The following is a 13393-nucleotide window of genomic DNA, read 5'->3' on the forward strand; positions in this document are numbered from 1 at the left end:
GGTTTTATTATGGAAGCAGCAGAAAAAAATATTAATGAACTGATAACGCGGATGGAATCCAGATATCCGAAGATGAGCAAAGGGCAGAAGCGTCTGGCCGATTATGTCAGGGAGAATTATGACAAGGCGGTCTTCCTCACGGCTGCCCGGCTGGGGGAGATTGTCGGCGTCAGCGAGTCCACGGTGGTCCGGTTTGCCACGCAGCTGGGATACAAGGGGTATCCCGGCTTCCAGAAAGCCCTGGAGGAACTGGTGCGCAACAGGCTGAACTCGATTCAGAGGATGGAAGTCACCTATGGCAGGATCAGCCAGAGCGAGATCCTTGAGACGGTGCTCCAGTCGGACATTGAGAAGATCAAGCTGACCCTGTCTGCCATTGACCATAAGGCATTCCGTCTGGCGATAGACACACTGCTTGACGCCCGCAAGGTCTATGTGATCGGAATCCGCAGCTGCGCCCCGCTTGCAGAGTTTCTTGGTTTCTACCTGAATCTGATCTGCGAGAATGTGACCGTGGTGCATACGAACAGTGCAAGCGAGATCTTTGAGCAGCTGATCCGCATCAATGAGTCGGACGTGATTATCGGTATCAGCTTTCCGCGGTATTCCATGCGCACCCTGAAAGCGCTGGAATTTGCCAGCAACCGCAAGGCGAAGGTGATCACTCTGACGGACAGCATACACTCTCCCATGAACCTGTATTCTTCCTGCAATCTGATTGCCCGCAGCGATATGGCGTCTATTGTGGACTCCCTGGTTGCGCCTCTGAGTGTGATCAATGCGCTGATTGTAGCACTCTGCATGAGAAAGCAGAAAGAAGTGGTGTCCACTCTGGAAGAACTGGAGAAGATATGGGATGAGTACCAGGTCTACAGCGGGGATGAATTGAATCCCGTGAGCGGCACATTTGCAGTGCGCAGGGAAAACGGTGAGGAAACGGAACAGGAAGCAGAGACAGAAAGGGAAGAGAAGGCGGTGGATCAGGATGAGTGACGGAAAAGGCAGGGTGCTTGTTGTCGGAGGCGGAGCTGCGGGGATGATGGCTGCGGTTATGGCAGCCCGAAACGGAAAAACAGTCCGGCTCCTTGAGAAAAATGACAGGCTGGGAAGAAAGCTTTTCATCACCGGAAAAGGCAGATGCAACCTGACAAACGCGGCGGACACGGAAGATCTGTTCCGGGCGGTGGTCAGCAATCCGAAGTTTCTCTACAGCAGTTTTTACAGTTTTACCAATGAGCAGACGATCCGGTTCTTTGAAGATCTTCATGTAAAGACCAAGGTAGAGAGAGGCGGCAGGGTGTTTCCCCGGTCAGACCATTCCTCCGATGTAATCCGCGCCCTGGAGCGTGAGATGTCCCGTCTGGGGGTGGAGGTTTCCCTGCTGTCGGAAGTGAAGAAAATTACAGTGAAGGACGGCAGAGCGGCAGGTGTGGAGCTCTCTGCAGGAGAACGGATCCCCGGCAGTTCCGTGATAGTGGCGACAGGCGGGATTTCCTATCCATCCACCGGTTCTACCGGGGACGGGTACCGGTTCGCAGGCGAGAGCGGACACACAGTGACGGAACTTTACCCGGCTCTGGTCCCGATGGAAGTGCGGGAACCGTTTGCAGGAGAACTGATGGGGCTTTCGCTCAGAAATGCGGGGATCCGGATTACGGATGGAAAGAAGAAGCTGTACGAAGAGTTCGGCGAGATGCTTTTCACCCACTACGGGGTAAGCGGACCGGTGATATTAAGTGCCAGCAGCATTGTAGGAAAACGGCTCAGGGACAGGGAACTGACGCTTCATATTGACCTGAAGCCGGCACTTACGGGAGAACAGCTGGACAGGAGACTGCTCCGGGAGTTTGAGGCGAATCACAACCGGCAGTTCAAGAATGCTGTAGACGGTCTTTTCCCGGCAAAGCTGCGCCCGGTTATGGTGGAGCTTTCGGGCATCCTGCCGGAGAAGAAAGTCAACGAAATCACGAAGGAGGAGCGTCAGAACTTTGTCCGGCTGATCAAAGATTTCACCATGACGCTGACGGGGCTTCGTGGATACAGTGAGGCTATCATTACAAAGGGCGGCGTTTCCGTAAAGGAGATCGATCCGGGAACCATGGAGTCGAAACTGGTGGAGGGGCTCTATTTTGCCGGAGAGGTGCTGGATCTGGATGCACTGACCGGAGGATACAACCTGCAGATCGCATGGTCCACAGGATACCTGGCAGGGATCAGCGCGCAGTAGGAGGGGAACGTCCTACAGGCAGACCCCTCTGGCAACCGCGCAGGCGCGGAAGAGACTACAGAACAAAAGGGAGGAAAAATGAATGGGATATAATGTTGCGATTGACGGACCGGCAGGAGCCGGGAAAAGTACCATTGCGAAACTTGTGGCAAAGGAGAAGGGCTATATCTATGTAGATACCGGCGCCATGTACCGGGGGATGGCGATTCATTTCCTGAAAAAAGGGGTCGATCCCGATGACCGTGAGGCTGTCGCAGAGGCATGCACCGATGCGGATGTGTCCATCGGATATGAGAACGGCGTTCAGCAGGTTTATCTGAACGGCGAGAATGTGACGTCCATGCTCCGCACAGAGGAAGTGGGAAATATGGCGTCCAGGACATCTGCAGTCCCGGCGGTACGGGAAAAACTTCTGGAACTCCAGCGCTCCCTGGCGGCGGAGAAGGATGTCATTATGGACGGAAGGGACATCGGGACCAATATCCTTCCCAATGCAGATGTGAAAATTTATCTTACGGCCAGCGTGGAGACACGGGCAAAGAGAAGATATGATGAACTTGTCGAAAAAGGGGAGAAATGCAGCCTCGAAGAGATCGCCCGTGATATCCGGGAGCGTGATGAGCGGGATATGACAAGAGAAACAGCACCACTAAAACAGGCGGAAGATGCGGTTCTGGTGGACAGTTCCAATATGAGCATTCAGGAAGTGGTGGACACGATCTGCAGCTACTGCAGGCAGGGGGAAGCAAAATGAAAGTAGTGCGCGCAAAGACAGCCGGATTCTGTTTCGGAGTAAAAAGAGCAGTCGATACCGTTTACAGTGAGGTGGAAAAAGCGGCAGGAGAGAAAATCTACACGTACGGTCCCATTATCCATAACCAGGAGGTGATCCGGGATATGGAAAACAGAGGCGTGGCTGTTCTCCGGTCGGAGGAAGATCTGGACCGGGTGTCGGAGGGAACCGTCATCATCCGTTCCCACGGCGTGGCAGAGGAAATCTATGAAAAGCTGGAGAAAAAGGGAGTCCGCATTGTAGACGCCACCTGTCCTTTCGTCAAAAAGATACACAATATCGTAAAAGAGAACAGCAGAAAAGGGAAGCATATTGTGATTATCGGCAACCCGGAACACCCGGAAGTACAGGGGATCCGCGGCTGGGCGGGGGAAAAGGTAACAGTGATTCAGAGCGCGGAAGAGGCGGAAAATTTCCGGCCCGGGGAACAGGAAGAAGTCTGTATAGTCTCCCAGACGACATTTAATTACAATAAATTTAAATATTTAGTTGAAATTATCTCGGAAAAGAGTTATGATGTAAGTGTTTTAAATACAATCTGCAATGCTACAAAGGAGCGCCAGACGGAGGCTCTGAGTATTGCGGAGACGGTGGATGCTATGATAGTGATTGGTGACAAACATAGTTCCAATACCCAGAAGTTATTTGAAATATGCCGCGGAGCATGTAACAATACGTACTATATACAGACACTTGACGATTTGGATTTGAATCAATTAGGGTCAGTGGAAACAGTAGGTATTACAGCAGGGGCATCCACGCCCAACAATATAATTGAGGAGGTTCAAAATAATGTCAGAATTATCTTTTGAACAGATGTTAGACGAATCATTTAAAACAATTCATAACGGAGAAGTGGTCGAAGGAACTGTCATCGATGTTAAGCCGGATGAGATCATCCTTAATATCGGTTATAAGGCTGACGGAATTATTACAAGAAATGAGTATTCCAATGACCAGTCTCTGGATCTGACGACAGTTGTTTCAGTAGGAGATACGATGACGGTCAAGGTTCTGAAAGTGAATGACGGAGAGGGACAGGTTCTTCTTACATATAAGAGACTTGCCGCAGAAAAAGGAAACGAAAGACTCCGTGAAGCATACGAGAACAAAGAAGTTCTCAAAGCTACTGTTACACAGATTCTGGGCGGAGGTATCTGCGCTACTGTTGAAGGTGTCAGAGTGTTTATTCCTGCAAGCCTTGTTTCAGATTCCTATGAGAAGGATCTCGGAAAGTATGAAGGACAGGAGATCGAATTCGTGATCAGCGAGTTCAATCCGAGAAGAAACCGCGTGATCGGCGACAGAAGACAGCTTCTTGTTGCAGAACGCGCTGAGAAGCAGAAAGAACTTTTTGCAAAGCTTAAAGTCGGCGATACAGTGGAAGGAACTGTTAAGAATGTAACAGATTTCGGAGCATTTGTAGATCTGGGCGGTGTTGACGGTCTGCTCCACATCTCAGAGATGTCCTGGGGAAGAGTTGACAATCCGAAGAAGGTATTCCACGTAGGGGATCAGCTGAAAGTGCTTGTGAAGGATATTCACGATACAAAGATCGCACTCAGCCTGAAGTTCCCGGAGACAAATCCGTGGGTTCACGCTGCTGAGAATTTTGCAGTCGGCACAATTATTACAGGAAAGGTAGCCCGTATGACAGATTTCGGAGCATTTGTTGAGCTGGCTCCGGGAGTGGATGCTCTTCTGCATGTTTCTCAGATTTCCAGAACACATGTTGACAAACCGTCAGATGTTCTTTCTATCGGACAGGAGATTACGGCAAAGATCGTAGACCTGAACGAGGAGGAGAAGAAGATCAGCCTGAGTATGAAAGCACTTGAGGAGGATGATGCGGATTACGCAGATCATTCCGAGGAGTAAGCTGAAGTACTGCAGCGGTGAAAAGAGAGTAAGGTCAGATAAAGATAAAAATGAAAAAGCAGCGAGCAGCTGCTTTTTTATTTTTATCTTCAATTCAGACTTTTTTGTAAAAAATGTACAATGATTCGTTAAAATTGCGACAAGCTGTTCGCGGAAATGTGCAATTTTTCCTGCTGAATTACTGGATTTTACAGCTGCTTTCTAGTACAATAATAGTATTGCGAGAAAAGAGAAAACAGACAGGGAAGAGGAAAAAGCCCTTATCTGTAACAGGAAAGGAAGGAAGAAATATCATGGGACTGCTGACATTCAAGGGCGGGATCCATCCGGATGATGGAAAACGCTTTTCAAAAGACCAGGCGATCAGACCGATTGTCCCCAAAGGTGATCTTGTCTATCCCCTGTCCCAGCACATCGGTGCTCCCGCCAACCCGGTTGTGAAGAAAGGGGATCACGTGCTGAAAGGGCAGAAGATCGCGGAAGCGGGAGGTTATGTATCTGCGCCGGTCTATTCTGCTGTCTCCGGAAAAGTAAAAGGACTGGAACAGCGTTTTACTCCGACGGGAAACAGGGCAGAGTGCATCGTTATCGAAAATGACGGAGCATATGAGGAGATGTTATATGATCCGGTGCGCCCGGTGGAACAGATGAGCTCCGACGAGATCCTTGCAAAGATCGGTGAAGCAGGCGTTGTGGGGATGGGCGGAGCAGGATTCCCGACAAAAGTGAAGCTCTCTCCGAAAGAGCCGGACAAGATTGAATATATTATCGCCAACTGTGCGGAGTGCGAACCGTATATCACCGCGGATTACAGGAGGATGCTTGAGAACACGGAGGAACTGGTGAGCGGGATGCGGGTGGTTCTCTCTCTTTTCCCAAATGCGAAAGGAATTTTTGCAGTGGAGGATAATAAAAAGGACTGCATTGAAAAGCTGGAGCAGGCGGTGATGGAAGAGCCCCGCATGGACGTGAAGGCACTGGCGACGAAGTATCCCCAGGGAGCCGAGCGGCAGCTTATCTACGCAGTGACGAAGCGTGCCATCAATTCGTCCATGCTTCCGGCGGATGCAGGATGCATCGTGGACAATGTAGAGACGCTGATCGCCATACATACCGCGGTTGTGGAGGGCAAACCCCTCCTGGAGCGTGTCGTCACCGTAAGCGGCGATGATGTGGAGTCTCCGGGCAATTTCCTGGTGCCGCTGGGGACCAATCACAGAGAGCTGATTGAGGCCGCAGGCGGTTTTAAGGCGGATCCGGAGAAACTGATCTCCGGCGGCCCGATGATGGGATTCGCCATGGTGAGCCTGGATGCCCCGGTGACCAAGACTTCCTCGGCAATCCTGGCGTTTAAGGAGGATATTGTATCGAAGAATCCGGAGACGGCATGCATCAACTGCGGCAGATGCGTGGAGGTATGTCCCAGCAGGATCATCCCGTCCCGGCTTGCCGACTATGCAAGGCGCCATGACGAGGAATCGTTTGTCGCCATGAACGGGCTGGAATGTGTGGAGTGCGGCTCCTGCAGTTATGTCTGTCCCGCAAAGCGGCAGCTCAAACAGGCAATCGGTTCCATGAGGAAGACAGCTCTGGCCAACAAGAGGAAAAAGTGAGAGAGGTGACGTGAAACGTGAACGAGAATTTTAAAGTGTCAGCTTCGCCGCATATCCGCGACAGAATAAAAAGCAGCAATATCATGCTTATGGTAGTCATCGGACTTCTGCCTGCAACGATTTTCGGAATCTGGAACTTCCGCCATGAAAATGCCTGGATTCTGGTTGCAGTCACAACGGCAGCGGCGGTGCTGTCAGAATACATATACGAGAAATTAATGCATAAACCGGTAACGATCAATGATTTCAGTGCTGTGGTAACAGGACTTCTCCTGGCGCTGAATCTGCCTCCTACGCTTCCCTGGTGGATGGGCGTGGTGGGCGCTGTCTTCGCGATTATTGTAGTAAAGCAGCTCTTCGGAGGACTTGGACAGAACTTTATGAACCCGGCTCTCGCTGCAAGGTGCTTTCTGCTGATCTGTTTCACCGGACAGATGACCTACTTTGTGTATGACGGTGTGACGGGGGCTACGCCCCTGGCGCAGCTGAAGGCAGGAGAGGCGGTCAACACCATGGATATGCTCCTCGGGAATATCCGTGGAACGATCGGTGAGACTTCTGTGATCGCTATCATGATCGGGGCCATGTTCCTGCTCCTGATGGGAGTGATTGACCTGACGATCCCGGCGTCCTACCTGATTTCTTTTGCTGTGTTTATTGTGATCTTCGGCGGACATGGCCTGGATCCCCAGTATATTACCGCCCATCTCTGCGGAGGCGGCCTGATGCTTGGCGCATGGTTTATGGCGACAGATTATGTCACCTCGCCGATCACCACAAAAGGCCGGATACTCTACGGTATCTGCATGGGGCTTCTCACCGGCCTGTTCCGGCTTTTCGGAGGATCGGCGGAAGGGGTTTCCTATGCGATCATCATCAGCAACCTTCTTGTTCCGCTGATTGAGAAGATTACACTTCCAAAACCTTTCGGAAAAGGAGGCGAGAAGTAATGAATAATATTATTAAAAATACGCTGATCCTTACTTCCATCACCGTTGTATCGGGGCTTCTCCTCGGAGTTGTCTATGGCATCACCAAGGAACCCATCGCAGCGGCCCAGGAGAATACGAAGCAGGAAGCCTACCGCACGGTTCTGCCGGATGCGGCGGAATTTGAGACGGATGATAATTTTGACGCTGCCGCGGCGCAGACACTTCTGGAAGAAAACGGCTACTCCGCCGACGAGATCACCGAGGTTGCGGAGGGTCTGGACGCAGGCGGAGAGACAGTGGGGTATGTGATCAATGTCACGTCGAGCGAAGCATACGACGGAAGCCTGTCCCTGTCTGTTGGAATCGCCTCCGACGGCACGGTTAAGGGTGTTGAGATGCTCTCCATAAGCGAGACGGCAGGTCTTGGAATGAAAGCGGATGAAAGCGAATTCAAGGATCAGTTTAAAGACAAAAAGGTAGAATCCTTTGCCTATACGAAATCCGGTGGGGACGGGGACAACATGATCGACGCCATCAGCGGTGCGACGATCACCACAAACTCCGTGACAAATGCAGTCAATTCCGCACTGGTGTATTTTCAGAACGAGTTAGGAGGCGGTGTCAGTGAATAAGTGTACAGAGAGAATTTATAACGGACTGATCAAAGAGAACCCGACCTTCGTTCTCATGCTCGGCATGTGCCCCACCCTTGCGGTCACGACTTCGGCGACCAACGGGATCGGCATGGGACTCTCCACAACGGCGGTTCTGATTATGTCAAACATGCTGATCTCCATGCTTCGGAAGATTATTCCGGATTCCGTGCGAATGCCGGCTTTCATTGTTGTTGTGGCATCCTTCGTGACTATTGTGGATTTTCTCCTGGAGGGATTCCTGCCGGGGCTGTACGACTCCCTGGGGCTTTACATACCGCTGATCGTGGTAAACTGTATTATCCTGGGAAGAGCGGAGAGCTACGCATCGAAAAATCCGGTGCTGCCGTCCATCTTTGACGGTGTGGGCATGGGACTGGGATTCACCTTCGGTCTGACCTGTATCGGTATTGTCAGAGAACTGATCGGAGCGGGACAGATCTTCGGCGTCCAGGTTATGCCGGACTCCTACGTTCCGTTTACTATTTTTGTCCTGGCGCCGGGTGCTTTCTTTGTGCTTGCCGCCCTGGTGGCACTGATGAACAAGATCAAGAGAGCAGCGGCGAAGAGAGGCAAACCGATGCCCGAAGCAGTGGGATGCGGCGCCGGATGCGCTTCCTGCCAGAACCGTACAGCCTGCGGGGGACATCTGATCAGACCAGAGACCGCAGACGGCGGAAAAGAGAAAGAATAGGAGGGACAGAGATATGGGAGATTTGCAGAATTTACTTCTCATTGCAGTCGGATCTGCTTTTGTAAATAACGTTGTGCTCAGTCAGTTCCTCGGTATCTGTCCGTTTCTCGGAGTATCCAAAAATGTGAAGACTGCCGCCGGAATGGGCAGCGCCGTGGTGTTCGTCATCACGATCGCCTCTTTTGTGACCGGGCTGATCTACAAGTTCATCCTCGGCAATAAGAATATCATGGGAGGAGAACTGGAATATCTGAACACCATTGTTTTTATCCTTGTGATTGCCGCTCTGGTACAGTTTGTGGAGATGTTCCTGAAGAAATCCATGCCTTCGCTGTACAACGCCCTGGGCGTGTATCTGCCGCTGATCACGACCAACTGTGCCGTGCTCGGTGTGGCGCTGACCAATGTGGAGAGCGGATACGGACTTCTCACCGGTGTGGTAAACGGATTTGCAACCGCATTCGGTTTTCTGGTATCCATTGTCCTGATGGCGGGAATCCGCGAGAAGATCGAGCACAATGACATCAGCGAATCGTTTCAGGGAACCCCTATTGTCCTTGTGACAGCAGGGCTGATGGCGATTGCGTTTTTCGGATTCTCAGGTTTGATATAGGAGGACTGTGGCATGAGTATAACAGGAATTATTTTAGCTGCTGTGATTGTCGGCGGCACAGGTTTGTTCATCGGCGTCTTCCTGGGAATCTCCGGCAAGAAGTTCGCAGTGGAAGTGGACGAGAGGGAGGAAGCTGTCCTGGAAGTCCTTCCGGGCAACAACTGCGGCGGATGCGGATATGCCGGGTGTTCCGGACTGGCTGCCGCGATTGTGGCAGGTGAGGCGGAGGTCGGCGGATGTCCGGTCGGCGGAGCGCCGGTGGCGGAAAAGATCGGAAAGATCATGGGCGTGGACGCAGGCGCCCAGGAGAGAAAAGTCGCTTTTGTAAAATGCGGCGGTACCTGCGAAAAGGCAAAGAATGAATATGAGTATTACGGAATCAGAGACTGTGTGATGGCGAACCAGATGCAGGACGGCGGGGCAAAGGGCTGCCAGTACGGCTGCCTGGGATACGGCTCCTGTGTGAGCGCCTGCCCCTTTGACGCCATTCACATAGTAGATGGCATTGCAGTAGTGGACAAAGAAGCCTGCAAGGCATGCGGAAAATGTGTTGCCGTCTGCCCGAAGCATCTGATCGAACTGATCCCCTACAAACAGAAGACCTTTGTGCGGTGCAACTCCAACGAGAAAGGGAAAGCACTCATGGATGTCTGCCAGGTCGGCTGCATCGGCTGCCGCCTCTGCGAGAAGAACTGTGAGGCAGGAGCCATCACGGTGAACAATTTCCTGGCCCATATTGATGCGGACAAATGTACCAACTGCGGCGTCTGCGCCCAGAAGTGCCCGCGCGGGATCATCATTCCGGGAGGAGAATCGGCCCGCCGGATATCCGGATGAAAAATACATATGGTTGCACAATAAAAACGGGTGTGCTATGATATTGCAGGTAAATGGGGTGACGCGGCGCTATGAAGAAAAATGACTGGATTCTCGGAGGCGCTGTTGCAGGAGCTGCAGTTCTGCTGCTGCTTTTTCAGTTTCTGCGCGGCGCCGGCAAAGCAGAGACTGTGGCTGTGACAGTGGACGGAGAGCTTTACGGCACATATGCCCTTTCGGAGGATCAGACGGTAGATATTAACGGGACCAACCGTCTTGTGATCCGGCACGGAAGTGCATGGATGGAATGGGCAGACTGTCCGGATCAGATCTGCGTGAATCACAGCGCTGTTTCCCGGGAAGGCGAGAGTATTATCTGCCTTCCGAACAAGGTTGTCGCGGCGGTTCGGGGATCGGAAGAGACGGGCGTTGACGCTGCTGTACAGTAAAGTGTGCAGAGATTCGGGAAATCCGGCAGAAAGAGGGAAGAAGTTGAAGAACAGAGCAGCGTATTTTGGCGTGTTTACGGCACTTGCCCTGATTTTGAGCTACATAGAGTCGCTGATTCCCATCCATTTCGGCATTCCCGGGGCAAAGCTCGGACTGGCGAACCTGATCATTGTGATCGTTTTATACCGGACGGGATGGAGAGATGCGCTGCTGCTGTCTGTTGTGAGGATTGTCCTTTCCGGTTTTATTTTCGGCAATCTGTTCGCTGTTGTCTACAGTCTGGCGGGAGGAATCTTAAGCCTTGCGGTGATGGCGCTCCTGAAAAAGAGCAGTGCTTTCAGCGTGGTGGGGGTGAGCCTGGCGGGCGGTGTATGCCATAATCTCGGACAACTCACAGTTGCCATGATTGTCGTGGAGACTTATCAGGTGGGGTACTATTTCCCAATGCTTCTGATCGCGGGTATGGCGACAGGGACTGTGATCGGGATTGCAGCCGGGGAAGTGCTCCGGCGGATTCAGAATATCAGAATTTAGGTTTTCTGAATTTAGCGGAAAGCGGATTTGAAACAGAAACGGAAAAGGGGAACAGGATGATTTCATATATCAGAGGAGAACTTGCGGCTGTAGAAGATCAGAAAATTGTTGTGGATGTGGGCGGCGTCGGATACGGGATATTCATGTCACGGCAGGCGATTGCCCTGCTGCCGCCATCGGGAAACGAGGTAAAGATCCACACCTATCTCAATGTAAAGGAGGATGCCCTGCAGCTCTATGGATTTCTGACCAGGGATGATCTGGAGATCTTCCGGCTGCTGATCGGAGTCAGCGGGATCGGCCCCAAAGGAGGGCTTAATATTTTGTCCTGTCTTTCTCCGGACGAACTCCGTTTTGCAGTGCTGTCAGGGGATGCAAAGACGATCTCCTCCGCTCCAGGGATCGGGAAGAAGACGGCGGAGAAGCTGATTCTGGAGCTCAAAGACAAGCTGAATATCGAGGATGTGCTGAACCGGGCAGCCCACGGGGACGAAGTGGCGCAGACCGGCCAGGAGAGCGCGGCGGAAGGCATGCAGGCAGAAGCAGTGCAGGCTCTGGTCGCTCTGGGGTACGGAAGCGCGGAAAGCCTGCGCGCGGTGAAGAAGACTTCTGCGGACTGCGCGACGGTTGAGGATGTGCTGAAGGAAGCTCTGAAGTATCTGTTTTAAGGCGGAAGAAATATGCAAGGATGACGGACAAGAATGGGAAAACGAATCATTACCACGGAAAATCTGGAAGAAGATATCAAGCTGGAGGGAGAGTTAAGGCCCCAGCTTTTAAAGGATTATATCGGTCAGGAAAAAGCGAAGAAAACACTGCAGATCTATATTGAGGCGGCGAAGGCGAGAGACGAGGCGCTTGACCATGTGCTGTTTTACGGACCGCCCGGACTGGGGAAGACGACCCTTGCGGGGATCATAGCGAACGAGATGGGTGTGCACATGAAAGTGACCTCCGGACCTGCCATCGAGAAGCCCGGAGAGATGGCGGCGATCCTCAACAGTCTGCAGGAGCATGATGTCCTTTTTGTAGATGAGATTCACCGTCTGAACCGGCAGGTGGAGGAAGTGATGTATCCGGCCATGGAAGACTACGCCATAGATATCATGATCGGGAAGGGCGCGGGAGCCCGCTCCATCCGCCTGAATCTCCCGAAGTTTACCCTTGTAGGCGCGACCACCAGGGCGGGCATGCTCACAGCGCCGCTACGGGACCGTTTCGGAGTTGTGAACCGCCTGGAATTTTACACGGATCAGGAGCTCAAGACCATTATCCTGCGCTCGGCAAAAGTGCTGAATGTGGAGATCGAGGAGGAGGGTGCCCTGGAACTGGCAAGGCGCTCCCGAGGGACGCCCCGTCTGGCGAACCGGCTCCTGAAAAGAGTGAGGGATTTCGCCCAGGTCAAGTACGACGGGGTGATCACCAGAGAAGTAGCCAATTATGCTCTTGATCTTCTGGATGTGGACAAGTACGGACTGGATCACATTGACAGGAGTATCCTGCTGACCATGATCGAGAAGTTCCAGGGAGGCCCCGTGGGGCTTGACACCCTTGCCGCGGCCATCTCGGAAGATGCGGGAACCCTGGAGGATGTGTATGAGCCGTACCTGCTGAAAAACGGATTTATCCAGCGCACACCGCGGGGAAGAGTGGTGACCGGACTTGCCTATTCGCATCTCGGGATCCCCGCCCCGCAGGTTTCATGAAAAAAACAGTTGGTTTTTGCTGGTAAATAGTTTATAATAGCAGGTAAGAAACACGAGGAGGATGCTATGAGTTCAGCAAAACATTATACAGAAGTATTGATCGGGGGAAAGGTATATACTTTAAGCGGATTTGAAGGCGAAGAGTATCTACAGAAAGTATCTTCCTATCTGAACCATAAGATAACAGAGTGCGCCAACAGTGAAGGCTACAGGAAACAGAGCGCCGACACAAGGAACGTGCTCCTTGCCCTGAATATAGCGGACGATTATTTTAAGGCGAAGAAGCAGGGGGATTCCCTTGAGAATGATATCGAGTTGAAAGACAAGGAGATGTATGATCTTAAGCATGAGCTGATTTCAGCACAGATCAAGCTTGAGAATGTGGAGAAGGAGCTTGCCAAGATGAAGGAGGAGAACAACGACCTTCAGATGCAGATCGTGAAGCTCGAGACAGAGATGAAGAACCGCAGAAGATAGGGGCGGC

16 protein-coding genes are annotated in these 13393 nt (G+C 52.0%); all 16 read left to right on the forward strand.

What is annotated here, in order from left to right:
- The first annotated feature begins 9 nt into the window (after positions 1–9).
- Entirely contained in the window at positions 10–993 is a 984-nt protein-coding gene (locus B5F07_RS06675) for a MurR/RpiR family transcriptional regulator (protein WP_087160484.1), read from the forward strand.
- Positions 986–2227, forward strand: a complete 1242-nt coding sequence (locus B5F07_RS06680; protein ID WP_087160485.1) for an NAD(P)/FAD-dependent oxidoreductase — start codon at positions 986–988, stop codon at positions 2225–2227. Before B5F07_RS06675 ends, B5F07_RS06680 begins: the two co-directional genes overlap by 8 nt.
- Positions 2228–2309: 82 nt before the next feature.
- Positions 2310–2981: a (d)CMP kinase gene (gene cmk / locus B5F07_RS06685; RefSeq protein WP_087160486.1), complete on the forward strand. Its 672-nt coding sequence runs from the start codon at positions 2310–2312 to the stop codon at positions 2979–2981.
- Positions 2978–3832, forward strand: a complete 855-nt coding sequence (gene ispH / locus B5F07_RS06690; protein WP_087160487.1) for a 4-hydroxy-3-methylbut-2-enyl diphosphate reductase — start codon at positions 2978–2980, stop codon at positions 3830–3832. Before cmk ends, ispH begins: the two co-directional genes overlap by 4 nt.
- Positions 3813–4898 carry a 30S ribosomal protein S1 gene (gene rpsA, locus B5F07_RS06695; RefSeq protein WP_087160488.1) on the forward strand — a complete coding sequence of 362 codons (1086 nt, stop codon included), beginning with the start codon at positions 3813–3815 and terminating at the stop codon, positions 4896–4898. Before ispH ends, rpsA begins: the two co-directional genes overlap by 20 nt.
- Positions 4899–5191: 293 nt before the next feature.
- Entirely contained in the window at positions 5192–6511 is a 1320-nt protein-coding gene (gene rsxC / locus B5F07_RS06700) for an electron transport complex subunit RsxC (RefSeq protein ID WP_087160489.1), read from the forward strand.
- Between the two features lie 17 nt (positions 6512–6528).
- Positions 6529–7461: an RnfABCDGE type electron transport complex subunit D gene (locus B5F07_RS06705; protein WP_087160490.1), complete on the forward strand. Its 933-nt coding sequence runs from the start codon at positions 6529–6531 to the stop codon at positions 7459–7461.
- Positions 7461–8075, forward strand: coding sequence for an RnfABCDGE type electron transport complex subunit G (locus B5F07_RS06710; RefSeq protein ID WP_087160491.1), 615 nt, complete (start codon positions 7461–7463; stop codon positions 8073–8075). The genes B5F07_RS06705 and B5F07_RS06710 overlap by 1 nt, the downstream gene beginning before the upstream one ends.
- Positions 8068–8790: an electron transport complex subunit RsxE gene (gene rsxE, locus B5F07_RS06715; RefSeq protein WP_087160492.1), complete on the forward strand. Its 723-nt coding sequence runs from the start codon at positions 8068–8070 to the stop codon at positions 8788–8790. Before B5F07_RS06710 ends, rsxE begins: the two co-directional genes overlap by 8 nt.
- A gap of 22 nt (positions 8791–8812) precedes the next feature.
- Positions 8813–9403, forward strand: a complete 591-nt coding sequence (locus B5F07_RS06720; protein ID WP_087160527.1) for an electron transport complex protein RnfA — start codon at positions 8813–8815, stop codon at positions 9401–9403.
- 12 nt (positions 9404–9415) lie between these two features.
- On the forward strand, positions 9416–10240 hold the full coding sequence (locus B5F07_RS06725; RefSeq protein WP_087160493.1) for an RnfABCDGE type electron transport complex subunit B: 825 nt from the start codon (positions 9416–9418) through the stop codon (positions 10238–10240).
- 71 nt (positions 10241–10311) lie between these two features.
- Positions 10312–10668 (forward strand): NusG domain II-containing protein, encoded by a 357-nt coding sequence (locus B5F07_RS06730; protein WP_087160494.1) that lies wholly within the window; start codon positions 10312–10314, stop codon positions 10666–10668.
- A 43-nt stretch (positions 10669–10711) separates the two neighbouring features.
- A complete protein-coding gene (locus B5F07_RS06735; protein WP_087160528.1) occupies positions 10712–11203 on the forward strand; it encodes a Gx transporter family protein in 492 nt (163 codons plus the stop codon).
- Between the two features lie 56 nt (positions 11204–11259).
- Complete coding sequence (gene ruvA, locus B5F07_RS06740; protein ID WP_087160495.1) at positions 11260–11871, forward strand: Holliday junction branch migration protein RuvA; 612 nt, start codon at positions 11260–11262, stop codon at positions 11869–11871.
- 33 nt (positions 11872–11904) lie between these two features.
- The gene (gene ruvB, locus B5F07_RS06745) at positions 11905–12909 is read left to right on the forward strand and encodes a Holliday junction branch migration DNA helicase RuvB (RefSeq protein WP_087160496.1); all 1005 of its coding nucleotides are present in this window, start codon (positions 11905–11907) and stop codon (positions 12907–12909) included.
- Between the two features lie 66 nt (positions 12910–12975).
- Complete coding sequence (zapA, locus tag B5F07_RS06750; protein WP_087160497.1) at positions 12976–13386, forward strand: cell division protein ZapA; 411 nt, start codon at positions 12976–12978, stop codon at positions 13384–13386.
- The last annotated feature ends 7 nt before the right edge of the window (positions 13387–13393 follow it).

Source organism: Lachnoclostridium sp. An169 (genome assembly GCF_002160525.1).
In the GTDB taxonomy this organism is placed as follows: domain Bacteria; phylum Bacillota; class Clostridia; order Lachnospirales; family Lachnospiraceae; genus Mediterraneibacter; species Mediterraneibacter cottocaccae.